Below are 25,082 nucleotides of genomic sequence, written 5' to 3' on the forward strand. Positions count from 1 at the left end.
TTATGCCTCAACTCCTGCGGCGACGGGCGCCTCGCTCTGCTGGCGAGGGGCGCGACGCGGTCGGTCGCTGCGCTCGGGGCGCGACGACTTGCTGTTCGCCTGCTCGCGAGCGAGCTCCTTGTTGGTGATGTCGCCCTTGTAGATCCAGACCTTCACGCCGATGCGGCCGAAGGTGGTCTTGGCCTCGTAGAACCCGTAGTCGATGTTCGCGCGGAGGGTGTGCAGCGGCACGCGTCCCTCGCGGTAGAACTCCGAGCGGCTCATCTCGGCGCCGCCGAGGCGGCCGGAGACCTGGATGCGGACGCCCTTGGCGCCGGCGCGCTGAGCACCCTGCAGACCCTTGCGCATCGCGCGGCGGAAGGCCACGCGGGCGGAGAGCTGCTCGGCGATGCCCTGGGCGACCAGCTGAGCCTCGGCCTCGGGGTTCTTGACCTCGAGGATGTTCAGCTGGATCTGCTTGGCCGTGAGCTTCTCGAGGTCGGCGCGGATGCGCTCGGCCTCGGCGCCGCGACGACCGATCACGATGCCCGGACGGGCGGTGTGGATGTCGACGCGGACGCGGTCACGGGTGCGCTCGATCTCGATGCGGGCGACGCCCGCACGGTCGAGCTGCGTGGCGAGGAGACGGCGGATCTTGACGTCCTCTGCGAGGAAGTCGCTGTACCGCTGGCCCTTCTTGGTGCTGTCGGAGAACCAGCGCGACACGTGGTCGGTGGTGATTCCCAGACGGAAACCGTAGGGGTTTACTTTCTGTCCCATTACTTGGTCCCCTCCTCAGGAGTGGCCAGCACGACGGTGATGTGGCTGGTGCGCTTGTTGATGCGGAAGGCACGACCCTGGGCACGGGGCTGGAATCGCTTGAGGGTGGTTCCCTCATCGACGAAGGCGCGGGACACGAACAGGTCCTGGTCGTCGAGGTACTCGTTCGAGGCATCGGCCTTGACGCGAGCGTTGGCCATCGCCGAGGCGACGAGCTTGTAGACGGGCTCGGAAGCTCCCTGCTCAGCGAACTTCAGGATGGCCAGGGCCTCCTGAGCCTGCTTGCCGCGGATCAGGTTCACGACGCGGCGAGCCTTCTGGGGGGTGACGCGGATGTGTCGCACGCGTGCGATCGACTCCACCATTTCTCTCCTCCTTCTCGTCGCCGCGTCAGCGGCGACGGCCCTTCTTGTCGTCCTTCTCGTGACCGCGGAAGGTCCGAGTGGGGGCGAACTCGCCGAGCTTGTGGCCGACCATGGTCTCGGTCACGAACACGGGGATGTGCTTGCGTCCGTCGTGGACCGCGATGGTGTGACCCAGCATCGCCGGGATGATCATCGAGCGGCGCGACCAGGTCTTGATGACGTTCTTGTTGCCGGCTTCGTTAGCGGTGAACACCTTGCGGAGCAGGTGGTCATCGACGAAGGGGCCCTTCTTGAGACTGCGAGGCATCTTCTACAACTCCTACTTGCGCTTCTTACCGGCGGTGCGGCGGCGAACGATGAGCTTGTCGCTCTCCTTGTTGGGGCGACGGGTGCGTCCCTCGGACTGGCCCCAGGGGCTGACCGGGTGGCGACCACCGGAGGTCTTGCCCTCTCCACCACCGTGGGGGTGGTCGACCGGGTTCATCGCGACACCGCGGACGGTCGGGCGGACGCCCTTCCAGCGCATGCGGCCGGCCTTGCCCCAGTTGATGTTCGACTGCTCGGCGTTGCCGACCTCGCCGATCGTGGCGCGGCAGCGCGCGTCGACGTTGCGGATCTCGCCCGACGGCAGACGGAGCTGCGCGTAGGGGCCGTCCTTGGCGACGAGGCGGACCGAGGTGCCGGCCGAGCGGGCGAGCTTCGCGCCGCCGCCGGGCTTGATCTCGATGGCGTGGATGACCGTACCGGTCGGGATGTTGCGCAGCGGCAGGTTGTTGCCGGGCTTGATGTCGGCGCCGGCGCCGGACTCCACGATGTCGCCCTGCGAGAGCTTGTTCGGAGCCAGGATGTAGCGCTTGGTGCCGTCCACGAAGTGGAGCAGCGCGATGCGCGCCGTGCGGTTGGGGTCGTACTCGATGTGAGCGACCTTGGCGTTGACGCCGTCCTTGTCGTTGCGACGGAAGTCGATCAGGCGGTACTGGCGCTTGTGGCCACCACCGATGTGACGCGTCGTGATGCGGCCGGAGTTGTTGCGGCCACCGGTCTTGGACAGCGGGCGAAGGAGCGACTTCTCGGGCGTCGATCGGGTGATCTCGGCGAAGTCGGCGACGCTGGAGCCGCGGCGACCAGGGGTCGTGGGCTTGTACTTGCGAATAGCCATTGTCTGTTTTCCTCTACGCTTCTTCGGCTCAGCCGACGTTCGTGAAGATGTCGATGGAGCCGGACTTCAGCGTGACGATCGCGCGCTTGGTGTCCTTGCGCTTGCCGGTGCCGAACTTCGTGCGGCGGGTCTTGCCCTGACGGTTCAGCGTGTTGATCGACGCGACCTCGACTCCGAAGATCTTCTCGATGGCGAGCTTGATCTCGGTCTTGTTCGAGCGCGGGTCGACGACGAAGGTGTACTTGCCCTCGTCGATCAGGCCGTAGGACTTCTCCGAGACCACGGGCGAGATGATGACGTCGCGGGGGTCCTTGTTGAACGCGGCGGACTGGCTCATGCGTTCACCTCTTCCTTCTTGGACTTGGCGGCGACGAACGCCTCGAGCGCGGCCTTCGAGAAGACGATGTCGTCCGAGACGAGCACGTCGTAGGCGTTGAGCTGGTCGACCGGCAGGATGTGCACGAACGGCACGTTGCGCAGCGACAGCTCGGCGATGAAGTCGTCGCGCTCGAGGACCACGAGGACGTTGCGCGACACCGAGAGGGCGTCGAGCAGGACGAGGACGTCCTTGGTCTTCGGGGTGTCGCCGAGGGCGAGGGACTCGACCGCGTGGAGGCGGGCGCCGCGAGCGCGGTCCGAGAGAGCGCCGAGCAGAGCCGCGGCGATCATCTTCTTGGGGGTGCGCTGCGCGTAGTTGCGCGGGTTCGGTCCGTGGACGATTCCACCACCGGTCATGTGCGGGGCGCGGATCGAGCCCTGACGAGCGCGACCGGTTCCCTTCTGCTTGAACGGCTTGCGACCGGCTCCGGAGACCTCGCCACGGTTCTTCGTGGAGTGGGTGCCCTGACGCGCGGCGGCGAGCTGCGCGACGACGACCTGGTGGATCAGGGGGACGTTGGTCTCGACGTCGAAGAGCTCGGCGGGGAGCTCGAACGAGCCCGACTTCTGGCCCTTGACGTCGATGATGTCGATAGAGGTAGCCATGGAACTACGCTCCCTTCACGGCGTTGCGAACGAACACGAGGCGACCGCGAGCTCCGGGGACGGCGCCCTTGACGAGCAGCAGACCCTTCTCGGCGTCGACGGAGTGCACCTTGAGGTTGAGCACGGTGACGCGCTCGCCACCCATGCGGCCCGCCATGCGCATGCCCTTGAAGACACGGCTGGGGGTCGAGGAGGCACCGATCGAACCGGGCTTGCGGTGGTTGCGGTGGGAACCGTGCGAGGACGAGACGCCCTTGAAGTTGTGACGCTTCATCACACCGGCGAAGCCCTTGCCCTTGCTGGTGCCGACGACGTCGACCTTGGTGCCGGCCTCGAAGACGGCGTCCACGGTGAGCTCCTGGCCGGCCGAGTAGTCGGCGGCGTCGGAGGTGCGGACCTCGGTGAGGTGGCGGCGGGGGGTGACACCCGCGGCGTCGAAGTGTCCGGCGGAGGGCTTGTTCACCTTGCGCGGGTCGATGGCGCCGGCGGCGATCTGGACGGCGGTGTAGCCGTCCTTCTCCTCCGTGCGGACCTGGGTCACGACGTTGGGGCTGATCTCGATGACCGTGACGGGGACGAGCTTGTTGTTCTCGTCCCAGACCTGGGTCATGCCGAGCTTGGTGCCCAGGAGGCCCTTGCTGGTCTTCAGCGTGGGGGAAACAGTGACAGACATGGTGGCACTCCTCCTTAGAGCTTGATCTCGATGTTGACGTCGGCCGGCAGGTCGAGTCGCATGAGCGAGTCGACGGCCTTGGGCGTCGGGTCGATGATGTCGATGAGGCGCTTGTGGGTGCGCATCTCGAAGTGCTCCCGGCTGTCCTTGTACTTGTGAGGCGAACGGATCACGCAGACCACGTTCTTCTCGGTCGGAAGCGGCACGGGGCCGACGACCGTTGCTCCGGCACGGGTGACCGTGTCGACGATCTTGCGCGCCGACGTGTCGATGACCTCGTGGTCGTACGACTTCAGTCGGATGCGGATCTTCTGTCCCGCCATGTGTGATCTCTCACTCTCTTGTTATTGCGTCGTACGCGACGGGCCTGTCGGCCTCGCCTCGCATTGGACGCGCTCGCGAAGGAACTCCGGCGAACCGGGGAAGTGCACCAGTGTTCTTCTGTCAAAAGCACCGCGCTCGAGGCACTCCAGCGACGTGCAGAACGCACGACGCACGGAGAGCCCGTTGAGTTGTCGGTTGTTTCGTTCTGCTACCCGCCGCCTCGACGTCGCACCCGTAGGGCCGCCCTCTCGGGTCGAGCCGCTGCGGCGCCGTCTCGGCACTGCCTGGCAGTGTTCCGGCCCCTGCAGCACGCTGCCGGGACGGAAATTTTGAACTAGGAGAGTCTCCCACAGATAGTGGCCCCGTGCAACCCGGGCGTGTCGCGCTCGGGGCTCCTCCCCCGCCCCGGCATTCCGGGGGATCCGGGACCTCGCTCCTACTCGAAGAGCAGGGCGCGGAGGGTGGTCTCGGCGGAGTTCGGTCGGCTCGGATCGATGGTCTCGCCGGCACGGAAGTGATCGAGCACGCGCGGGTCGACGTAGCTGGCACGCGCGACGGTCGGCGTGTTGCCGAGCACGTCGGAGGCGTCGCGCATCGCCTGCGCGATGGCCGCGGTGCGGGCGCGCTGCGTGGGCTGCGGGCCCGCCTTCGCGAGGCTGAGAGCCGCGGCGACGGTGCCGTGCAGGGTGCGGAAGTCCTTCGCGGTGAAGTCGTCTCCGGCTCGCTCGCGCACGTAGTCGTTGATCTCGGGGGCCGAGACCGGCCGCCACTGGCGGCCGTCCTTCCACGCGAGCAGGCGCGCGTTCGGGCCCCGGCGCTTCAGCAGGCGGATCACCCGCGCGAGGTCCTTGTCGAGGATCTCGCTCGTCCATGCCTGGTGGCTCTTGCCGGGGAAGGCCAGCGCGACCCGGTCGCCATGCGTGGTCGCGTGGGCGCAGAGCAGCGTGGAGAGCCCGATGCTGCCGTGCTCCTTCGCGTAGCGCTCGCTGCCGACCCGGAGCGACCCGGTGTCGAGCATCCGGAACGCGGTCGCGAGCGCGCGCTCGCGGGTGTGGCCCTCGCCGCGGAGGTCCATCGTCACGCCGCGGCGGGCCGCGGGCAGCGACTCCGCGAGGCGCAGCGCCCGGTCGAACTTGATCCGGTCCTTCTGCTCGCGCCAGGTCGGGTGGTAGATGTACTGCCGTCGACCGGCGGCGTCCACGCCCATCGCCTGGATGTGCCCGTTGGGGTACGGGGCGATCCAGACGTCCTTCCACGCGGGCGGGATGCCCAGCGCGTCTAACCGGGCCCGCAGCTCCTGGTCGGTGACCGTCGCTCCCCGCGTATCGCGGTAGCTGAAGCCGGAGCCGGCACGGACCCGCGTGTAGCCTCGGCCGCTCGAATCGGTCCTGCGGAGTCGTCGTTCGCGTGCATCAGCCATCGTTCCGACGCTAGGGCGGGGCCGACGCGCCCGGCACGGGCTTGACGAACCGCCCCGCGTCGGTCGCTACTCGTTGCCGAGGCGCTTGTCGGCCTGGCGCTTGAGCTCCTCGATCCGCTCGTCGTACTTGCCGCCGGTCAGGCGGCTGGCGATGTCACCCGACTTCTCGAGCACCTGGTCCGAGACGCCCTCGGCCTTCTCGCTGCGAAGCACGTCCTTCGCCTTCTGGCTGTTGAGCAGCTCGCCGGCCTGACGACCCAGCTTCCCGAGATCCACCATGACTCCTCCTCGATCCTCGCGCTCGCACCGAGCGCGCCCCAGTGTGGCGGCCCCGGCTGGGTGAACGGTGCGCGGGCTCAGGCGACCAGCTCGAGGACCCGCTCCGCCGCCTCGGCCAGCGCGCGACCGTAGGACGGACCGTGCCCGGCCGCGTGCACCGCGAGCGGATGGAGCTGGTGCAGCGCCACGCGCTCCTCCGCTCCGTCGCGGAGGGGACGCACCTCGCCGTAGCCGCGGAGGATCTCGTCGAGACGGGGAGCCCCGAAGAGCGCCAGCATCGCCAGGTCGGTCTCACGGTGCCCGCCGTGCGCGGCGGGATCGATCAGCACGGCGCCGTCGGGCGACCAGAGCACGTTGCCCGTCCAGAGATCGCCGTGGAGGCGCGCGGGCGGCTCTTCGTCATCGAGCGCGCCCGCGGCGATCGGCTCCAGAGCGCGCTCGACGAGACGGGCGTCGTCGGAACGCAGGTTGCCCGCGTTGATCGCCGTGCGGAGGAACGGCCGCACGCGCTGCTCGGCGTAGAAACGGCCCCAGGAGTCGTCGAGCCGGCACGGCATCGGGCGCCGGCCGATGTAGGCGGGGCCGTCCCAGCCGTCGGGCGGGGAGCCGAAGGCGGGCGCGCCGGCCGAGTGGGTGCGGGCGAGCGCCCGGCCGAAGTCACGAGCGGCCTCGACCGAGGGGCACGCCGACGGCACCTCCTCGAGCACGATCCGGCCCGCCTCGACCTCGACGACCTCGACGACCCGGACTCCCCCGGCGTCGCGCAGCCACTCGAGGCCGGCCGCCTCCCACTCGAAGAAGCGGGGCTGCGCCGAGGGATCGCTCTTCGTGAAGCTCATACGCAGAACGGTACGGCGCAGAACGGTCGCGGCGCAGAACGGTCCGGCGCAGAACACCCCGGCGCAGAACGACGAGAGGGGCCGTCCGCACGAAGCGGACGACCCCTCTCGAGAGATCAGCAGGCGGACCTACTTGACGATCTTGGTGACCGTTCCGGCGCCGACGGTGCGGCCACCCTCACGGATGGCGAAGCCGAGGCCCTCCTCCATGGCGATCGGCTGGATCAGCGCGACCGTCATGTCGGTGGTGTCGCCGGGCATGACCATCTCGGTGCCCTCGGGCAGCGTGATGACGCCGGTGACGTCCGTGGTGCGGAAGTAGAACTGCGGGCGGTAGTTCGCGTAGAACGGGTTGTGACGCCCACCCTCATCCTTGGACAGGATGTACGCGGTGCCCTCGAAGTCGGTGTGCGGCGTGACCGAACCCGGCTTGACGACGACCTGGCCGCGCTCGACGTCCTCGCGCTTGGTGCCGCGGAGGAGCAGACCGCAGTTCTCGCCGGCCCAGGCCTCGTCGAGCTGCTTGTGGAACATCTCGATTCCGGTGACCGTGGTCTTCTGCGTCGGGCGGATGCCGACGATCTCGACCTCGGAGTTCAGAGCGAGGGTTCCGCGCTCCGCACGGCCGGTGACGACGGTTCCACGACCGGTGATCGTGAAGACGTCCTCGATCGGCATGAGGAACGGCTTGTCCTTGTCGCGGATCGGGTCCGGGATGGACTCGTCGACGGCGTCCATGAGGTCGAGGATGGACTGGGTCCACGCCTCGTCGCCCTCGAGGGCCTTGAGGCCCGAGACGCGCACGACGGGAGCGTTGTCGCCGTCGAAGCCCTGCGAAGCGAGGAGCTCGCGGACCTCGAGCTCGACGAGCTCCAGGATCTCCTCGTCGTCGACCATGTCGGCCTTGTTCAGGGCGACGAGCAGGTAGGGGACGCCGACCTGCTTGGCGAGGAGGACGTGCTCACGGGTCTGAGCCATCGGGCCGTCGGTGGCGGCGACCACGAGGATCGCGCCGTCCATCTGGGCCGCGCCGGTGATCATGTTCTTGATGTAGTCGGCGTGACCCGGGGCGTCGACGTGCGCGTAGTGGCGCTTCGGCGTCTCGTACTCGACGTGCGAGATGTTGATCGTGATGCCGCGCTGGCGCTCCTCGGGAGCGGAGTCGATCGACGCGAAGTCGCGCTGAACGTTGGTCGCGGACGGGAACTTGTCAGCGAGAACCTTGGAGATCGCCGCGGTCAGCGTGGTCTTTCCGTGGTCGACGTGACCGATGGTTCCGATGTTGACGTGCGGCTTGGTCCGCTCGAACTTGGCCTTAGCCACTGTGGGTCCTCCTCAGGACTTAGGTGCAAGCATCCGCATCCGACGCCGCACGGGGCGGCACGAGGACAGAGGGCTTGCGGGGGTTTTGTGTACTTATGTTACCGGCAGTGGTCGTGAGGGTTTCGACGCGAGTACCGCAGCAAACCCGCACGACACTACCAGTCCCCCGCCGTCCACGCGGACGGCGGGGGTGGGAGGGCTCGGTTACTCGCCCTTGTTCTTCTGGATGATCTCCTCGGCCACGGCCTTGGGGACCTCGGAGTAGCTCTCGAAGGTCATCGAGTAGACGGCACGGCCCGAGGTCTTCGAGCGCAGGTCGCCGATGTAGCCGAACATCTCGGACAGCGGCACGTTGGCGCGGATGACCTTGATGCCGGTGGCGTCCTCCATCGACTGGATCATCCCGCGACGCGAGTTGATGTCGCCGATGACGTCGCCCATGTACTCCTCGGGAGTGCGGACCTCGACGGCCATGAGCGGCTCGAGGAGGACGGGCTGCGCCTTGCGCGACGCCTCCTTGAACGCGATCGAGCCGGCGATCTTGAACGCCATCTCGGAGGAGTCGACGTCGTGCGCGGCACCGTCGGTCAGGGTCGCCTTGACGCCCACCATCGGGTAGCCGGCGAGCGTGCCCACCTGCATGGCGTCGCGAATGCCCGCGTCGACCGAGGGGATGTACTCGCGGGGGACGCGTCCACCCGAGACGCCGTTGACGAACTCGTAGGTCTTGTCGGCCTCGACCTCCATCGGCTCGATGGTGATCTGGACCTTCGCGAACTGACCGGAGCCACCCGTCTGCTTCTTGTGGGTGTAGTCGTACTTCTCGACCGCGCGGCGGATCGTCTCGCGGTACGCGACCTGCGGCTTGCCGACGTTGGCCTCGACGTTGAACTCGCGCTTCATGCGGTCCACCAGGATGTCGAGGTGCAGCTCGCCCATTCCCTTGATGACCGTCTGACCGGTCTCCTGGTTCTGCTCGGTGCGGAAGGTGGGGTCCTCCTCCGCGAGCTTCTGGATCGCGGTGCCGAGCTTCTCCTGGTCGGCCTTGGTCTTCGGCTCGATGGCGACCTCGATGACGGGCTCGGGGAACGTCATGGACTCGAGCACCACCTGGGCGTTGGGGTCGCTCAGGGTGTCACCGGTGGTGGTGTCCTTGAGGCCGATGACCGCGTAGATGTGACCGGCGGTGACCGAGTCGACCGGGTTCTCCTTGTTGGAGTGCATCTGGAAGATCTTGCCGATGCGCTCCTTCTTGCCCTTGGTCGAGTTGATGACCTGGGCGCCGGAGTCGAGCTTGCCCGAGTAGACGCGGACGTAGGTCAGGCGACCGAAGAAGGGGTGCACCGCGACCTTGAACGCGAGCGCCGAGAAGGGCTCGGTCGAGTCGGCGTGACGCATGATGACCTTCTCCTCGTCGCGGACGTCGTGGGCCTCGATGGCCGGGACGTCGAGCGGGGACGGGAGGTAGTCGACGACCGCGTCGAGCATCGGCTGGACGCCGCGGTTCTTGAACGCGGAGCCGCAGAGCACGGGGTAGATGTCGGAGTTGACGGTGAGCTTGCGGATCGCGGCCTTGATCTCGGCGACGGTCAGCTCCTCGCCCCCGAAGTACTTCTCGAGCAGCTCGTCGGACGTCTCGGCGACGGTCTCGAGGAGCTTGTGACGGTACTCGGCCGCCTTCTCCGCGAGGTCGGCGGGGATCTCCTCGATCTCGTACTTCGCGCCCAGCGCGACGTCACCCTTGGAGTCGCCGCGCCACGTGAGCGCGCGCATCTCGACCAGGTCGACGACGCCCTCGAAGCTCGACTCGGCACCGATCGGCAGCTGGATGACCAGCGGCTTCGCGCCGAGGCGCTTGATGATCGTGTCGACGGTGTAGTAGAAGTCGGCGCCGAGCTTGTCCATCTTGTTGACGAAGCAGATGCGCGGGACGTCGTACTTGTCGGCCTGACGCCAGACGGTCTCGGACTGGGGCTCCACGCCCTCCTTGCCGTCGAAGACCGCGACCGCGCCGTCGAGGACGCGCAGCGAGCGCTCGACCTCGACCGTGAAGTCGACGTGACCCGGGGTGTCGATGATGTTGATCTGGTTCTTGTTCCAGAAGCAGGTCGTCGCGGCCGACGTGATCGTGATGCCGCGCTCCTGCTCCTGCGCCATCCAGTCCATCGTGGCAGCGCCGTCGTGGACCTCACCGATCTTGTGCGTGATACCCGTGTAGAACAGGATGCGCTCGGTGGTGGTGGTCTTGCCGGCATCGATGTGGGCCATGATGCCGATGTTGCGGACCTTGTTCAGGTCGGTGAGCACATCTTGTGCCACGGAGTTCCTCCGATAGGTGATGGAGCCAGCGCAACGGGTTCATGGCCGATCGGCTGGGTCTGGTGGTGGCGGTCGCCCGACCGCGTGGATCGGGCGATCCGCCGCCGGGCCCCGGCCCGCGGCGACGAAGGCCGCGGGCCGGGGGTTCGCGGTCGCTCGGGAGCGGCCGCGGGGTGCGCTACCAGCGGTAGTGCGCGAAGGCCTTGTTCGACTCGGCCATCTTGTGGGTGTCCTCGCGACGCTTCACAGCGGCGCCGAGTCCGTTCGACGCGTCGAGGATCTCGTTCATGAGACGCTCGGTCATCGTCTTCTCGCGACGGGCCTTCGCGTAGCTGGTGAGCCAGCGGAGCGCGAGGGTGTTGGCGCGGTGGGGCTTGACCTCGACCGGGACCTGGTAGGTCGAGCCGCCGACACGGCGGCTGCGGACCTCGAGGGTCGGGCGCACGTTGTCGAGCGCCTTCTTGAGGGTGACGACCGCGTCCTGGCCGTTCTTCGTGGACACGCCTTCGAGGGCACCGTAGACGATGCGCTCGGCGAGACCCTTCTTGCCGTCCAGGAGGATCTTGTTGACGAGCTGGCTGACGACCGGGGCGCCGTAGACGGGGTCTGCGACGACGGGGCGCTTGGGAGCTGGGCCCTTACGAGGCATTACTTCTTCTCCATCTTCGCGCCGTACCGGCTGCGAGCCTGCTTGCGGTTCTTGACGGCCTGGGTGTCCAGGGCGCCCCGAACGATCTTGTAGCGGACACCGGGGAGGTCCTTCACGCGACCGCCGCGCACGAGCACCATCGAGTGCTCCTGCAGGTTGTGGCCCTCGCCGGGGATGTAGGCGGTGACCTCGGTGCCGTTGGAGAGCTTCACGCGGGCCACCTTGCGGAGGGCCGAGTTGGGCTTCTTGGGCGTGGTCGTGTACACGCGGGTGCACACGCCGCGCTGCTGGGGGTTGGCCTTCAGGGCGGGCGCCTTGGTCTTGGTGACCTTGGGGCTGCGTCCCTTTCGGACCAACTGCTGAATCGTTGGCACTGATCTGCTCCTTGAATGCTGCACGGTGACAGCGGATCGATGGTCGACATTCGGCCTGTCCGTCGCCGGACGCGGCCGAGTTCATCTGGACCCGACGCACCCCGCACACCGACGAGCGGTGAGCTGGGGAGGAGGACGGGTATGCCGTGGGGGCCGCCCGAACGGACGAACCCGCGGATCCTCGCGGATCCGGTAGAGCACAGTGCGGCGTTCGCATCCACCCGGAGGCACGACACAAGCGCACGGCAAAGCGCACACCCGAAGAATATTACGGGGAGTGACGAGGTCGGTCAACCGAGACGACTCCGCTCACAGCGAGCGCCGCTCCCGCCGTCACTCCCGCTCGTCGCCCTCCCAGCCCCAGTGCGGCTGGGTCCCGCCGGCATCGCGCCGCGCGAGGAGGACGAGGAACACGGCCACGACCGCGGCGGCCAGCACGCCCGCCGCGAGGGCGAACACCGTACCCGCGTGATCGAGCACGTAGCCGAGGATCGCGGCGGGGTCGCCGGCACCGAGCCCGTAGAGAGCCCCGCCGGTGAGCAGGAAGAGGAGGTAGACGACGGCTCCGCCGGCCAGCGAGGGGCCGAGCACCCGCGTGACCCCCGGCCGGGCGGCGAGCGTGATCATCGCGAGGAGGACCGCCAGCACGCAGACGGCGACCGAGACGGGCCCGAGCAGCGGGCCGGCATCGCGTTCCGGGACCACGTCCTGATCGAGCAGCAGGCTCAGGACCCCGAAGGCGCAGACCACCAGCGCGAGGTAGAGGAACGCGGCGAACGCCGCGAGGGCGATCCCGTAGCCGAGACCCGAGGAGCGTCCCTGCTCCCCCGGGCCGCCCGCGACGGTCACGACTGCGCGGCCGCCTCGCGCTCGGCGTTGCGACGCTTGACGCCGCGAGCGCGCCCCGCGATCAGGGCTCCGCCCCAGACGCTCACCTCTCGGGCGAGCACGGCGGCGGCGAGGACCGCGAGGAGGACGGCCGGGTCGCGCAGGAACTCGACGAGCTGGACGCGGTCGGACGGCACCGCCGCGCCTCCGACGGGGATCCAGGCCCCCACGAGCGCGGCGGCGCCGGCGAGGAGGGCGACGAAGAAGCCGCCGAGCACGTAGGCCCACCAGCCCGCGCGGTTGACCGCGAGCACGATGAGGGCGAGGCCGACGAAGAAGACGGCGACCGGCGCGAGGAACAGCGCGGTGGGCGCCTCGTCGAGAGCGATCGCCAGGGGATCGCCTGCGAGCTGGTCGACGAGGATGCGGACGGCGGTCAGCGCGACCAGCAGCAGCGCGGCGAAGACGGCGGTGGCGAGGAGCGCGATCGCGAGTCCTGCGAGGCGGTTGCCCTTGCGGCGGACGGGCGCGGGCTCCGGCTCGATCGAGCCGATCGTCGCGGGAGTCGCCGCGGGCGCGGCCTCGCTCCTCGAGACGGGCCCGGTGCTGCCGGGCTGCGGCTCGGGCCACACGTACTCGCGGGTCGGCTGCGGGCCCGTGCCGCCGGTCGGCTCGGTGGCGGCGGGCATCCGCGTGGTCTCGGCTTCGCTGTTCCAGGTCACGCGGTCAGCATAGGCACGCCTCGGCAGCAGCCGGCGTGCGCCGCGCGGCTCCCGCAGAAGGGGGTCAGCTCAGGCGACCCGGCGGACGTCACTCCAGCGGGTGCAGCAGGCGTCGGAGGAACTGCTGCGTGCGCGCCTCGCGCGGCTCGCGCAGGATCTGCGCCGGAGCGCCGCGCTCGACGACCACGCCCTCGGCCATGAAGACCACCTCGGAGGCGACCTGCCGCGCGAACTCGAGCTCGTGCGTGACGACGAGCATCGTCCAGCCCTCCCCCGCCAGCTCCCGCATCAGCGACAGCACGTCGCCGACGAGCTCCGGGTCGAGGGCCGACGTGGGCTCGTCGAAGAGCAGCAGATCGGGCCGGAGGGCCAGGGCGCGGACGATGCCGACGCGCTGCTGCTGACCGCCCGACAGCTCGAACGGGTAGGCGGACCCGCGGCCGCCGAGACCGACCCGCGCGAGCAGCGCCTCCGCCTCGGGGACCACCTCGGCGGCCTTGCGGTGCTGCACGCGCAGCGGCCCCTCGGTGACGTTCTCGAGAACGGTGAGGTGCGGGAAGAGGTTGAAGTGCTGGAACACCATCGCGGAGCGGTCGCGCAGCGTGGTCAGGGCGCGCTTGCCGACGCCGGCCGAGAAGTCGAGCGTCGTCCCGTCGGCGAGCGCGACGACTCCGCCGTCGGGGATCTCGAGGCTGTTGAGCGAGCGCAGGACGGTGGTCTTGCCCGAGCCGGACGGACCGACCAGCGCGATGACCTCGCCGCGACGGATCTCGAGGTCGATGCCGCGGAGCACCTCGATTCCCGAGAAGGACTTGCGCAGCCCTGTCGCCGAGAGGACGGGACGCTCGACGGCGGAGTCAGTGGGCGACATAGCGGTCCAATCGCTTCTCGAGGAGGCCCTGCCCGCTGGAGAGGACCAGGCAGATCAGCCAGTAGATCAGAGCCGCCTCGAGGTAGAGCAGCATGAACTCGCTCGAGGCCGTCGCGATCTGCTGCGCCTGCCGGAACAGCTCGGTCACCAGGATCAGCGACGCGAGCGAGGTGTCCTTGACCAGCGAGATGAAGGTGTTCGACAGCGGAGGGACCGAGACACGGGCGGCCTGCGGCAGGATGATGCGGCGCAGGGCGAGCGAGCGGCTCATGCCGATCGTGTGCGCCGCCTCCCACTGCCCCTTCGGCACGCTCAGGATCGCCGCGCGGATCACCTCGGCCGCGTAGCCGCCGACGTTGAGGGCGAAGGCGATGATCGCGCTCGGCCACGGATCGATCTTGATCCCGAGGCTCGGCAGGCCGTAGAAGATCACGAAGAGCTGCACGAGCAGCGGCGTGCCGCGGATCACCGAGATGTAGGCCCGGGCAATCCAGGCGAGGACGCGGACGCGCGACAGGCGCATCAGGGCGACCGCGAGCGCCAGCGCGAGACCGAGGACGAAGCTCGAGAGCGCGAGCGGGATCGTGCCGACGATCCCCCCGGAGAGGATCGGCCAGAAGGACCGGAGCAGTAAATCCATGTCTTCTCCCGCCGGGGCGGGAGAAGACCGCGGTCGGCTTGGGTAGGTGGTCACGTCGAGCAGAGCGTCTTGCGTCCGCTTCCCCCGAGATGCTGGCACGCATTTCGGGGAATCGCTCGGACCTTGCGGTGGACCTGTTCCGGACTATCGGACGTGTCCCGAGGAGACCAGTTCTCCGCGAGGTGTCGCTCAGAGGGCGGCGTCTCGGCGGTGAGTGGTCTCCTCGGGAGGGCTACTGGGAGACGTCGGCGCCGAAGTAGCGCTCGGAAATGGAGGCGAGGGTGCCGTCGGCGCGGAGCTCGTCGAGGGCGTCGTCGACCGCGGCCACGAGGTCGTCGGAGCCCTTCGGGAAGGTGAAGGCGCTCTCGGAGGTGTCGTCCGTCGTCACCGCGACCTTGAGGGCGGCCGCCTGGTCGGGGTAGTTGGTCGACCAGTCGAGCCAGGTGAGGCGGTCGTTGATGGTCGCGTCGACCCGACCCTGCTCGACGAGCGCGACGGCCTGGGCCCAGCCCTCGACTCCCTCGACCTGGGCGCCGCTGTCCTGCGCGAGCGTGTACCAGTTGCTCGAGAGCGACTGCGCGGTGGTCTTGCCCGAGAGCGAGTCGAGCGAGGTGATCGAGGTGTCGTCGGCGGGGACCACCACGACCCCGGGGCTCACCGAGTAGGGCTCGGAGAAGTCGTACTTGGCGCTGCGCTCGTCGTTGATCGAGACCTGGTTGGCGATCACGTCGAAGCGGTCGCCGTCCAGGCCCGCGAACATCGCGTCCCACTGCGTCTCCTCGAACTCCGGCTCGACGCCGAGCTTCTCGGCGACCGCGGTGATCACATCGACGTCGTAGCCGGTCAGCTCACCCGTCCCGCCGTCGGCGTGGTACGAGAACGGCTGGTAGGTGCCCTCGGTGCCGATCGTGAGGGTCCCCGCCTCCTTCACCTCGGCGAGCGTGAGGCCCGAGTTCGCGGAGGTCGTCCCCGCGTCGCTCGAGCCCGAGACGACGTCATCGGTGGAGGCGGGCGCGCAGCCGGCCAGCACGAGCGCGGCAGCGGCCGCGGTCGTGCCCAGCAGGAGGCGCAGGGAGGAGCGGGCGGAGAGGATCGTCACGGTGTTTCCTTCGGTGCATCACGGTGCCAGGGGGGCGTGCGCCGGGTGCCGGCGCCGCAGGTCGTCCGGGCTCGAGCGGCGGTGCCGCGGTAGTTGCCCGGAGTGACAATAACCAGGACGGGGGGCGCGGCTATTCCCGGATGTCGCCGCGTGACGCCGAGACGGCCAGGAGGAACTCCTCGGCCGTGCCCACCTCGTCGGACGTCAGCCCCGCGGCGGCGTCGGGCCGGATGAGGTGGAACGGGGTGTCCTGCTCCCGCGCCCAGAGGTACGCGTCCTCGCGCAGGTTGTCGTCGATCCAGACGACCGCGTCGATCGCCGTCCGCGCGCGCGCCGCCTCGAGCCAGGCCGCGACCGGCTGCAGCTTGCCCGTCTGGCCGGGGAACCGCGGGTCGCGCGGCAGTCCCCCGCCGAACACGATCGCCTCCGTGTGCGCCGGCAGACCGAGATCGCGCGCGAGGACGGAGGTGAGCTTGGGGGGCCAGGTCGTCGCCCACACGATGGTCCCGGCGGCGGCGAGCCGCAGGACGAGGGCCTCGCGCTCGGGGTCGAGCCCGAGGCGGTGACCGCCGACGGAGCGGTCGCTCGTGACGGTCGGATTCAGGACTCCGTCGACGTCGAGGAGGATGAGGGCGGCCATGCCTGCAACCGTAGCCGGGGCCCCGGGGCGGCGCGAGCGGGGCCCCGGGCGACCACGAGAGCGTCCGGGATCGCGGTCGTCAGGATCTAGCGTGGTGGGATGCCCCCCTCCGCCCGCCTGCCCGACGGACGGGTCGTCTCGCTCGAGGCCGACCCGATCAGGCTCGGCTCGCTGGTGCTCGAGATCGACGGCTCCGAGCAGTCGCTGATCGATCCGCGCTCGCCGGCGGCACTCGACCTCGAGTACATGGCCCGGCTCGGCGCCGTCGTCGACGCGGTGGCCCCGCCCGGCGACACCGTGCGCATCCTGCACCTCGGCGCGGGGGCGCTCTCGCTCGCGCGGTACTCGGAGTGGTCGCGGCCCGGCTCCGAGCAGACGGTCGTCGAGAACGCCGTGGGGCTCGTCGACTTCGTCCTCGCCCACGCGCCCCTCCCCGCCGGGGCTCGGCTCCGCGTCGTCACCGGCGACGCCGCGGCGCCTCCTCCGCTGCTCGCCGACCTCGTCGTGCTCGACGTCTACGACGGCGACGAGATCCCGGAGGCGTTCTACCGACCGGACGTCCTCGCTCGCCTCGCCGAGCGCGTCGACGAGGAGGGCCTGCTCGCCGTCAACGTGGCCGACGACTGGGACCACCGGCGGCTCGAGCGGCTCCGCGCCGTGCTGGCGGAGCTGCTGGCCTGCGTCACCGCGATCGGCTCGCTGTCGTTCGCCGAGCACCGGAGCGCGGGGAACGCGATCCTGCTCGCCTCACGCGGTCCGCTCGCCGCTCGGGTGGCCGACCGTCTCCTGGAGACGGGGCCGCACCCGGTCGCCGCCGTTCCTGCGCGCGACGTCGTGGCCGTCGAGGTTGCGGTAGAAGTCGACCCGTGACTCCAGCGCGACCCCGGCCTCGAGGTACTTCGTCTTGATCCGCTTGATGTAGGTGCGGACTGTGTGCTCCGCGATCCGCATCTCGAGCGCGACGGTCTTGACGGCCGCACCTCCGCCGTAGGCCCGCATGACCCGGCTCTCCTGCGGGCTGAGGACGGGCCTGCGGTCCGCCCCCGCGGACAGGAAGCGGCGGCGCGCCCCCTCCGAGATCCAGGACCGGCCGGAGCCCACCGAGACGATCGCCGCGACCAGCTCGCCCGGGTCGTCGCCCTTCCAGACGAAGGCCGCGCGCTCGGACCGCAGCACCGCGCGGATCTCGTCGAGGGCGTTGGAGGCCGAGAGCGCGACGACGCCCCGGTAGCGGTCCGCGAGCTCGGCGAGCGTCGCGGTCAGCTCGCCGGGAGCGACACGATCGAGGTCGAGGATCACGACGGTGTCGGCGGGCGGAGGCGGCGCTCCGACGCGCTCGTCGACCGCCGGGAACTGCGGGAGGGAGTGGGAGAGCAGAGCGAGCACAGCCGCGCGCTCGATGGGGAGACCGTCGACGACGGTCAGAGCGAACTGCTCGCGATCAGGCACGGAACACCCCTCGTGGACGGGGTTCGGGTCCGCATCCGATTGGACCGTACCGAAGCGTGCGGCTCCGTGGTACAGGAGAGGACATCGAGTCTCGACGCGGCCGATGTTCCGGGAGCGCGATCGCCCTCGCAGGACCGTGCGCGGCCGCTGAGAGGGAGTTAGTCTCCTTCTCACGATGGACGACGACGACGCCCGACTCCCGCGCGCCAAGCGGATCCCCGCGGACCAGGTGCGCACCCGCATGATCGGCGCTGCTCGCGAGGTCATCGCGGTCAGAGGGCTGACCGTCGGATTCGCGCACCTGCCGATGGAGGAGTACATCCGCCTCGCCGGCGTGCCGCGCAGCTCCGTCTACCGGATCTGGAGCACGCGCGAGGAGTTCGTCGCCGATCTCATCGGCGAGGTGTTCGTGCGCGACCGCTTCGCCGACGGGGCGGACCCGGACGCGATGGCGGTGATGCGCGAGGTGTACGAGAACTCCTCCCACCACCTCGCCACGGCGGCGGGCCGGCGCGCGGTCGCCTGGGAGATGATCCGGATCGGCGCCAACTCGAACATCGAGACCCTGCGCAGCTCCGTCGACTGGGCCTCGTACAATGCTCTGCTCGCCTGCACCTTCTCGATGGAGGAGGGCCCGGCCCGCGAGGCCGTGCAGGCCACCGCCCGCCGGATCGAGTCCATGCTGACCCACCGGATGGAGGGCTTCTACCAGGAGATGCTCGAGATGTTCAGCGGCACCCTCCGGCCCGGCTTCTCGACGCTCCAGCTCGCCCACCTGACCTCGATCGTCGTCGACGGACTCGCCCACCGCGGCCGGCTGATCGGCGACGACCTCGACTCGGTCGTGCTCGCCCCCGGCCTCGACGGGGAGCCGGTGCCGTGGCACCTCGCCGCCTACACGATCCGCTCGATCGTCGAGGGGATGCTCGAGCCGGTCGCCGACTAGGGCGCATCGGCTCCCGCCGGGATCGGCTCGGTGAACCCGTCGATCAGCATCAGGACGCCGGTGACGACCAGCGAGGGCGATCCGTCTCCGTCGAGGGGTCCGGTGACGAGCTCGGGCGCCGCGATCCGCGCGACGCAGAGCCCCTCGATGTACGAGCAGATCGCGGAGGCGAGCACGGCGTAGCCGCCCAGCCCGGGGCGCACCCGCAGCCCGAGCTCCGAGAAGGTGTGCTCGTAGTACTTGGCCATGTTGTCGATGAAGTGGACCTGGCGCTTGCGCAGCGCCTCCGTGATGGCCGTGCGGGCCGGCTCGTCGTAGGCGTCGACCGATCCGGCGAGAGCCACGAAGTTGCGCCAGTGCTGCGACGAGAAGGTGTTCTCGTAGTTGACGCCGATCGCCACGGCGACCGACTCGACCAGGATCTCGCGCTGCCGCTCGGGCGAGACCGACTCGCCGACGTGCCGGTGGAGGTAGGAGTCGCCGACCGTGAGCGCGGGCTGGTCGAGGCGGGTCGAGAGGATCCGCTCGGGGATCACCGCGACGAGCTCGTCGTAGAAGGCCTGGCGCGTCGGCCAGATCCGGTAGACCGTGCTGCGCGGGACGTCCGCAGCCTTGATGACGTCCTCGAGCGCGAGGTGGGACACCCCCACGCGCAGCCCCTCGGTGCGGACCACGCCGAGCGCCGTGTCCAGGAGCCGGGCCCTGACCTGCTCCCGGCTGAGACGCGACGTGCGGCGCGGAGGATCGGTCGGGTCGGTGCTGCGGCTCATGCGGTCTCCGGCGGAAGGGTGCGCGGAGGCCGGATCGTCGCGGCCTCGCTCCCTGGAGCGTAGCGGGAGCGGAGGCTCGCCGGCGTCGGCAGCGTGACGGGCGCGGCCCGCGATCGGCTCGAGAGCCGCGCGGGCCGCGCTGCCTGTCCCCCAGGCGGCCGCCCCATCGGCCTCTTCGAACGTAGGCGCCTTCTCTCAGCAGGTCAAAGTTGGAGACATCATGTCGCGTCGCGCCCGGTCAGCGCACCGGCCGACGGCGCACGTCGTCCGACAGCGGAGCGCGGCGGAGCGACGGAGTCTCGGCCGCGCCGGGGCGCGGGAGGGCGAGAGTGGCCGCGACCGCCGAGGTCGCCTCCGCCCCCGCATGACCTGCGAGCTCGACGTTGCGCATCAGCTTCGCGTGGTGGCAGGGGCTCGCGTCGATCGCGACGACCATCGCCGAGAAGCGCAGCGCGTCTCCGAGCCGCGCGAGCGGGTTCAGCTCGGCGATCACGGCCGGCACGTCGGGCATCGACAGCAGCGTGTACCGGCAGGTCGAGACGAAGTACTCGTCGACTCCCGCCTCGGCCGACGGGTTGCCGACGATGATGTCGCCCAGATCGACGACGCCGACGCGCGTGCCGAGCATCGCCGCCACCGTCACCTTGATGTCGCCCGCGAGAGCGACGACGTGGATGCCGGGGGGCCACGGCGGGAGCTCGCCGAGCTCGATCGAGCCCGTGCGCATCGCGATCCCGGCCTGCGACGAGAGCGCGTCGATCATCGGCATGCCGGTGCACTTCCCCGCCCGCGAGGCGTCCTCGGAGGCGGCCTCGCCGCACGAGGCGAGGAGGGCGGAGATCCCGAGACGGCTCTGCGGCTCGAGCCCCGCGACGACGGCCGGACTGACCGTGCCGGTCGAGTCGATGATCTCGCCGAGCCGCTTGGCGAGGTCCGATCCCGTGTTCGGCGTGCCGAAGGTGATGACGTCGGACACCATCGACTCGACCGGCACGCCGTCGACGCTCTGGCTCAGCGCCTGCCGGGCCGCGAGCCCGCCCATCGAGTGGGCGACGACGATCGCCCGGTTGCCGGTCGCCCGCGTGAGGCAGTCGAGCGAGGAGGCGAGGGCGTCGGCGATCCCGGGGTCGGTGACCCAGCGGGCCGCGAGGTCGCGGTAGTCGAAGGTGTAGACGGCCGAGCCGTCGATCTCCTGCAGCATCCCGACCATCGAGCGCTGCGAGGTGGTGACGGGCTCGTCGACTCCGTTCGGCGCGATCAGGTCGACCAGGTGCGAGAAGGCGCCGGTGCGGCCCTCGTCGTGGGTCGCGGTGCCCAGCCAGCCGTGCAGGAGGAGGATCGGCACGACGGAGGCCCGGGCAGCGGAGTCGACGTCGTCGCCGGCGAGCACGGGCGCCAGCTGGGCCACTCCGCAGGATGCGGGCGGCTCCGTGATCGCGGCGGCTGCGGGGCTTCCGGGCACCACGACGGCACCGACCACCGCGAGAAGGGCGGCCAGCACGACGACCACGAATCTCATCCGCGCGTTTCCTCACCGCTGCGTCTCCGGCAGGACGGACGGGTACCGGCCCGGCGAGCGCCAGAAGAGTCAAGCACCCCGGGGACGACCGCAGGAGAGTACATCACGATTCGATCACCCCCAGTAAGGGCGACCCCAATCCGAACGGTCGACGGCCGAGCGCCCGGGGACGACGAAGGCCCCGCCGGTCTCCCGGCGGGGCCTTCGTCTCAGGTCAGCGAGCTCAGCTGTAGTTGCCGGGCTCGTAGCCGTCGCTCGAGAACGAGTCGAAGTCGACGAACGACAGGTCAGCGTCGCTGAACGCCGCATCGTCGGCGAAGATGCGGTTGGGGTACCGCTCGGCCTTCGCCTCCTCCGTCGCCTCGACCGACACGTTGCGGTACTTCGGGAGACCGGTACCGGCCGGGATCAGCTTTCCGATGATCACGTTCTCCTTCAGGCCCAGCAGCGGGTCGCGCTTGCCCTCCATGGCCGCCTGCGTCAGGACGCGGGTGGTCTCCTGGAAGGACGCGGCCGACAGCCACGACTCGGTGGCCAGCGACGCCTTGGTGATGCCCATGACCTCCTGACGTGCCGAGGCGGTGCGCTTGCCCTCGGTCAGAGCGGCGCGGTTGACGTCGCTGTAGCGCGAGCGGTCGACGAGCTCGCCCGGGAGCAGGTCGGTGTCGCCGTGGTCGACGACGGTGACCTTGCGGAGCATCTGACGGACGATGACCTCGATGTGCTTGTCGTGGATCGGCACACCCTGCGAGCGGTAGACGCCCTGGACGCCTCCGACCAGGTGCTTCTGGACCTCGCGGACGCCCAGCACGCGCAGGACCTCCTTGGGGTCGACCGTTCCGACGTGCAGCTGCTGTCCGAGGGTGACCGACTGGCCGTCCTCGACGAGCAGCTGCGAGCGCTTGAGCACCGGGTAGATGACCGCCTCGTCGCCGTTGTCGGGCTGGAGGATGACGCGGCGGGCACGGTCGGTGTCCTCGATCGTGATGCGACCGGCGGCCTCCGCGATCGGCGACGCGCCCTTGGGGGTGCGGGCCTCGAAGAGCTCCTGCACGCGGGGAAGACCCTGCGTGATGTCGTCGGCCGAGGCCGATCCACCGGTGTGGAAGGTGCGCATCGTGAGCTGAGTGCCGGGCTCGCCGATCGACTGGGCCGCGATGATGCCGACGGCCTCTCCGATGTCGACGAGCTTGCCGGTGGCGAGCGAGCGGCCGTAGCAGGCCGCGCAGACGCCGACGGCGGACTCGCAGGTCAGGACCGAGCGCACCTTGATGTGGCGCACCCCGGCTCCGACCAGCTTCTCGATGAGCACGTCGCCCACGTCCTCGCCGGCCTCGGCGATGACCTCGCCGGCCTCGTTCGTCGCCGGGGTGGCGAGCGAACGGGCGTAGACCGAGTTCTCGACGTTCGAGTCCTGCGACCAGGCGCCGGTGGCGTCCTGGAGCATGATCGGCAGTTCGAGGCCCTTCGTGGTGCCGCAGTCGTCCTCGCGGATGATGACGTCCTGCGAGACGTCGACGAGTCGACGCGTCAGGTAGCCGGAGTCGGCCGTGCGGAGCGCGGTGTCGGCCAGACCCTTGCGGGCACCGTGCGTGGCGATGAAGTACTCGGCGACCGACAGGCCCTCGCGGTACGAGGAGATGATCGGTCGGGCGATGATCTCGCCCTTCGGGTTGTTCACCAGGCCGCGCATACCGGCGATGTTGCGCACCTGCAGCCAGTTACCACGGGCACCGGAGGTGACCATGCGGTTGATGGTGTTGTCGACGGGGAAGTTCGCGCGCATGGCCTTGGCGACCTCGTCGGTCGCCTCGGTCCAGACCTTCACGAGCTCCTGGCGACGCTCGGGCTGGGTGATGAGACCCTTCTCGAACTCCGACTCGACCTTGGCCGCGCGCTTCTCGTAGCCCGCGATGATCTGCGGCTTCGACGGCGGGGTCAGGATGTCGGACAGCGCGACGGTGACTCCGGAGCGCGTGGCCCAGTAGAAGCCGGCGTCCTTGATCCGGTCGAGCGAGGCGGCGACCTCCACCTTCGGGTAGCGCTCCGCGAGGTCGTTGACGATCCCGGAGATGGTCGTCTTGTCGGCGACCTGCTCGAAGTAGGGGTAGTCGACCGGCAGCGCCTCGTTGAAGAGGGCGCGGCCGAGCGTCGTGTCGAGCAGGACCGGCACGGTGACCTTGCCGGTCTCGTCGATCTCGACGCCCTCGGGGGCCTGACCCTGGGCGAAGAAGACCTCCGACATGCGGATCTTCACCTTCGAGTTCAGGTGCAGCGAGCCCTGGTCCTTCGCGAGGATCGCCTCGGAGACCGAGGAGAACGCACGTCCCTCACCGGCGCCACCCTCGCGGATGGTCGTCAGGTGGTGGAGGCCGATGATCATGTCCTGCGTGGGCAGGGTGACCGGGCGGCCGTCGGAGGGCTTGAGGATGTTGTTCGACGCGAGCATCAGGATGCGCGCCTCGGCCTGGGCCTCGACGGACAGCGGCAGGTGGACGGCCATCTGGTCGCCGTCGAAGTCCGCGTTGAACGCGGCGCAGACGAGCGGGTGCAGCTGGATCGCCTTGCCCTCGACCAGCTGGGGCTCGAAGGCCTGGATGCCGAGTCGGTGCAGCGTGGGCGCGCGGTTGAGCAGGACGGGGCGCTCGCGGATGATCTCCTCGAGCACGTCCCAGACCTGCGGGCGCGAGCGCTCCACCATGCGCTTGGCGGCCTTGATGTTCTGCGCGTGCGACAGATCGATCAGGCGCTTGATGACGAACGGCTTGAACAGCTCCAGAGCCATCTGCTTGGGCAGACCGCACTGGTGCAGCTTGAGCTGCGGGCCGACGATGATGACCGAGCGGCCCGAGTAGTCGACACGCTTGCCGAGCAGGTTCTGGCGGAAGCGACCCTGCTTTCCCTTGAGCATGTCGCTCAGGGACTTCAGGGCGCGGTTGCCGGTACCGGTGACGGGACGACCGCGACGGCCGTTGTCGAAGAGGGCGTCCACCGCCTCCTGGAGCATGCGCTTCTCGTTGTTCACGATGATCTCGGGAGCACCGAGGTCGAGCAGGCGGCGGAGGCGGTTGTTGCGGTTGATCACGCGACGGTAGAGGTCGTTCAGGTCGGAGGTGGCGAAGCGGCCACCGTCGAGCTGGACCATCGGGCGCAGCTCCGGCGGGATGACCGGGACCACGTCGAGGACCATCGCCGCCGGCGAGTTGCCGGTCGCGAGGAACGAGTTGACGACGCGCAGGCGCTTGATGGCGCGGATCTTCTTCTGACCCTTGCCCTCGGCGATCTGCAGGTGCAGCGTCTCGGCCTCGGCCTGGAGGTCGAACTGCTCGAGGCGCTTCTTGATCGCCTCGGCGCCCATGTAGGCCTCGAAGTAGACGCCGTACCGGTCGACGAGCTCGTTGAAGACCGCGTCCTCGGGCTTGAGGTCGCCGACCTTGAGGGTGCGGAACTGCTCCCACACGCTCTCGAGCCGCGCGATGTCCTCGTCGAAGGACTTGCGGATCTGGCCCATCTCCTTCTCGGCGCCGTCCTTGGTGCGGCGCTTCTGGTCGCTCTTCGCGCCTTCCGCCTCGAGGGCGGCGAGGTCGGTCTCGAGGCGTGCCAGCCGGTCCGCGATGCGGGAGTCGCGCTGGTCCGAGAGGGTCTTGATCTCGAGCCGGAGCTCGTTCTCGAGGCCGGGCATGTCGGCGTGACGGCCGTCGTCGTCCACGTCGATGATCATGTACGCCGCGAAGTAGATGACCTTCTCGAGGTCCTTCGGCGCCATGTCCAGCAGGTATCCGAGGCGCGAGGGGACGCCCTTGAAGTACCAGATGTGGGTGACGGGGGCGGCGAGCTCGATGTGGCCCATCCGCTCGCGGCGGACCGAGGACTTGGTGACCTCGACGCCGCAGCGCTCGCAGACGATGCCCTTGAAGCGGACTCGCTTGTACTTGCCGCAGGAGCACTCCCAGTCGCGCGAGGGTCCGAAGATCTGCTCGCCGAACAGACCGTCCTTCTCGGGCTTCAGGGTGCGGTAGTTGATGGTCTCGGGCTTCTTCACTTCACCGTGCGACCAGCGACGGATGTCATCGGCCGTCGCGAGGCCGATGCGCAGCTCGTCAAAAGTTGTTACGTCGAGCAATGTTTTCT

The 25,082-nt window shown here is 69.4% G+C and carries 26 protein-coding genes; 1 reads left to right on the forward strand and 25 read right to left on the reverse strand.

Annotation, left to right across the window (positions count from 1 at the left end):
- The 22 genes from rpsC to GRS96_RS16770 form a co-directional block, all read right to left on the reverse strand.
- Window positions 1-759, reverse strand: a complete 759-nt coding sequence (rpsC, locus tag GRS96_RS16665) for a 30S ribosomal protein S3 (RefSeq protein WP_056037327.1) — start codon at window positions 757-759, stop codon at window positions 1-3.
- On the reverse strand, window positions 759-1,124 hold the full coding sequence (rplV, locus tag GRS96_RS16670) for a 50S ribosomal protein L22 (RefSeq protein WP_082498847.1): 366 nt from the start codon (window positions 1,122-1,124) through the stop codon (window positions 759-761). The genes rpsC and rplV overlap by 1 nt, the downstream gene beginning before the upstream one ends.
- A 25-nt stretch (window positions 1,125-1,149) precedes the next feature.
- On the reverse strand, window positions 1,150-1,431 hold the full coding sequence (rpsS, locus tag GRS96_RS16675; protein ID WP_055787078.1) for a 30S ribosomal protein S19: 282 nt from the start codon (window positions 1,429-1,431) through the stop codon (window positions 1,150-1,152).
- Between the two features lie 12 nt (window positions 1,432-1,443).
- On the reverse strand, window positions 1,444-2,283 hold the full coding sequence (gene rplB / locus GRS96_RS16680) for a 50S ribosomal protein L2 (protein ID WP_055787074.1): 840 nt from the start codon (window positions 2,281-2,283) through the stop codon (window positions 1,444-1,446).
- Between the two features lie 28 nt (window positions 2,284-2,311).
- Window positions 2,312-2,620: a 50S ribosomal protein L23 gene (gene rplW / locus GRS96_RS16685; RefSeq protein ID WP_085475020.1), complete on the reverse strand. Its 309-nt coding sequence runs from the start codon at window positions 2,618-2,620 to the stop codon at window positions 2,312-2,314.
- Entirely contained in the window at window positions 2,617-3,267 is a 651-nt protein-coding gene (gene rplD / locus GRS96_RS16690) for a 50S ribosomal protein L4 (RefSeq protein WP_159852429.1), read from the reverse strand. Before rplD ends, rplW begins: the two co-directional genes overlap by 4 nt.
- Window positions 3,268-3,271: 4 nt before the next feature.
- A complete protein-coding gene (gene rplC / locus GRS96_RS16695; protein ID WP_056037339.1) occupies window positions 3,272-3,940 on the reverse strand; it encodes a 50S ribosomal protein L3 in 669 nt (222 codons plus the stop codon).
- 14 nt (window positions 3,941-3,954) lie between these two features.
- Window positions 3,955-4,263 (reverse strand): 30S ribosomal protein S10, encoded by a 309-nt coding sequence (gene rpsJ / locus GRS96_RS16700; protein WP_005050520.1) that lies wholly within the window; start codon window positions 4,261-4,263, stop codon window positions 3,955-3,957.
- A 437-nt stretch (window positions 4,264-4,700) separates the two neighbouring features.
- Entirely contained in the window at window positions 4,701-5,684 is a 984-nt protein-coding gene (locus GRS96_RS16705; protein ID WP_159989000.1) for a DNA topoisomerase IB, read from the reverse strand.
- A gap of 66 nt (window positions 5,685-5,750) precedes the next feature.
- Window positions 5,751-5,963, reverse strand: a complete 213-nt coding sequence (locus GRS96_RS16710) for an antitoxin (protein ID WP_159852431.1) — start codon at window positions 5,961-5,963, stop codon at window positions 5,751-5,753.
- A gap of 77 nt (window positions 5,964-6,040) precedes the next feature.
- Entirely contained in the window at window positions 6,041-6,802 is a 762-nt protein-coding gene (locus tag GRS96_RS16715; RefSeq protein ID WP_159989001.1) for a fructosamine kinase family protein, read from the reverse strand.
- Window positions 6,803-6,931: 129 nt separating this feature from the next.
- Complete coding sequence (gene tuf / locus GRS96_RS16720; protein ID WP_056037348.1) at window positions 6,932-8,125, reverse strand: elongation factor Tu; 1,194 nt, start codon at window positions 8,123-8,125, stop codon at window positions 6,932-6,934.
- A 204-nt stretch (window positions 8,126-8,329) separates the two neighbouring features.
- Entirely contained in the window at window positions 8,330-10,444 is a 2,115-nt protein-coding gene (gene fusA / locus GRS96_RS16725; RefSeq protein WP_159852433.1) for an elongation factor G, read from the reverse strand.
- A gap of 178 nt (window positions 10,445-10,622) precedes the next feature.
- Window positions 10,623-11,093: a 30S ribosomal protein S7 gene (gene rpsG, locus GRS96_RS16730; RefSeq protein ID WP_056037355.1), complete on the reverse strand. Its 471-nt coding sequence runs from the start codon at window positions 11,091-11,093 to the stop codon at window positions 10,623-10,625.
- Window positions 11,093-11,467, reverse strand: coding sequence for a 30S ribosomal protein S12 (gene rpsL, locus GRS96_RS16735; protein ID WP_055787040.1), 375 nt, complete (start codon window positions 11,465-11,467; stop codon window positions 11,093-11,095). The genes rpsG and rpsL overlap by 1 nt, the downstream gene beginning before the upstream one ends.
- 333 nt (window positions 11,468-11,800) lie before the next feature.
- Window positions 11,801-12,316 (reverse strand): DUF6121 family protein, encoded by a 516-nt coding sequence (locus GRS96_RS16740; protein WP_159852434.1) that lies wholly within the window; start codon window positions 12,314-12,316, stop codon window positions 11,801-11,803.
- On the reverse strand, window positions 12,313-13,017 hold the full coding sequence (locus GRS96_RS16745) for a hypothetical protein (RefSeq protein WP_159989002.1): 705 nt from the start codon (window positions 13,015-13,017) through the stop codon (window positions 12,313-12,315). Before GRS96_RS16745 ends, GRS96_RS16740 begins: the two co-directional genes overlap by 4 nt.
- A gap of 88 nt (window positions 13,018-13,105) precedes the next feature.
- On the reverse strand, window positions 13,106-13,888 hold the full coding sequence (locus tag GRS96_RS16750) for an amino acid ABC transporter ATP-binding protein (protein ID WP_159852436.1): 783 nt from the start codon (window positions 13,886-13,888) through the stop codon (window positions 13,106-13,108).
- A complete protein-coding gene (locus GRS96_RS16755; protein ID WP_159852438.1) occupies window positions 13,875-14,528 on the reverse strand; it encodes an amino acid ABC transporter permease in 654 nt (217 codons plus the stop codon). Before GRS96_RS16755 ends, GRS96_RS16750 begins: the two co-directional genes overlap by 14 nt.
- Window positions 14,529-14,760: 232 nt before the next feature.
- Window positions 14,761-15,627, reverse strand: coding sequence for an amino acid ABC transporter substrate-binding protein (locus tag GRS96_RS16760; protein ID WP_236553649.1), 867 nt, complete (start codon window positions 15,625-15,627; stop codon window positions 14,761-14,763).
- Window positions 15,628-15,757: 130 nt separating this feature from the next.
- The gene (locus GRS96_RS16765; protein ID WP_159989003.1) at window positions 15,758-16,267 is read right to left on the reverse strand and encodes an HAD domain-containing protein; all 510 of its coding nucleotides are present in this window, start codon (window positions 16,265-16,267) and stop codon (window positions 15,758-15,760) included.
- A gap of 747 nt (window positions 16,268-17,014) precedes the next feature.
- Window positions 17,015-17,716 (reverse strand): LuxR C-terminal-related transcriptional regulator, encoded by a 702-nt coding sequence (locus GRS96_RS16770; protein ID WP_159989004.1) that lies wholly within the window; start codon window positions 17,714-17,716, stop codon window positions 17,015-17,017.
- Between the two features lie 175 nt (window positions 17,717-17,891).
- Here GRS96_RS16770 and GRS96_RS16775 point away from each other — a divergent pair, with 175 nt between their 5' ends.
- On the forward strand, window positions 17,892-18,662 hold the full coding sequence (locus GRS96_RS16775) for a hypothetical protein (protein WP_159852444.1): 771 nt from the start codon (window positions 17,892-17,894) through the stop codon (window positions 18,660-18,662).
- On the opposite strand, the gene GRS96_RS16780 is transcribed toward GRS96_RS16775, so the two are convergent.
- The 3 genes from GRS96_RS16780 to GRS96_RS16790 all read right to left on the reverse strand — a co-directional run bounded on the left by GRS96_RS16780 (window position 18,659) and on the right by GRS96_RS16790 (window position 25,074).
- Complete coding sequence (locus GRS96_RS16780; protein ID WP_159852446.1) at window positions 18,659-19,432, reverse strand: TetR/AcrR family transcriptional regulator; 774 nt, start codon at window positions 19,430-19,432, stop codon at window positions 18,659-18,661. The two genes, GRS96_RS16775 and GRS96_RS16780, sit on opposite strands and share 4 nt — an antisense overlap.
- Window positions 19,433-19,670: 238 nt before the next feature.
- Window positions 19,671-20,951 (reverse strand): esterase/lipase family protein, encoded by a 1,281-nt coding sequence (locus GRS96_RS16785; RefSeq protein WP_159989005.1) that lies wholly within the window; start codon window positions 20,949-20,951, stop codon window positions 19,671-19,673.
- Window positions 20,952-21,174: 223 nt separating this feature from the next.
- Window positions 21,175-25,074, reverse strand: coding sequence for a DNA-directed RNA polymerase subunit beta' (locus GRS96_RS16790; RefSeq protein WP_159989006.1), 3,900 nt, complete (start codon window positions 25,072-25,074; stop codon window positions 21,175-21,177).
- Window positions 25,075-25,082: the final 8 nt, after the last annotated feature.

The organism is Rathayibacter sp. VKM Ac-2803 (assembly GCF_009807175.1).
Lineage (GTDB): Bacteria > Actinomycetota > Actinomycetes > Actinomycetales > Microbacteriaceae > Rathayibacter.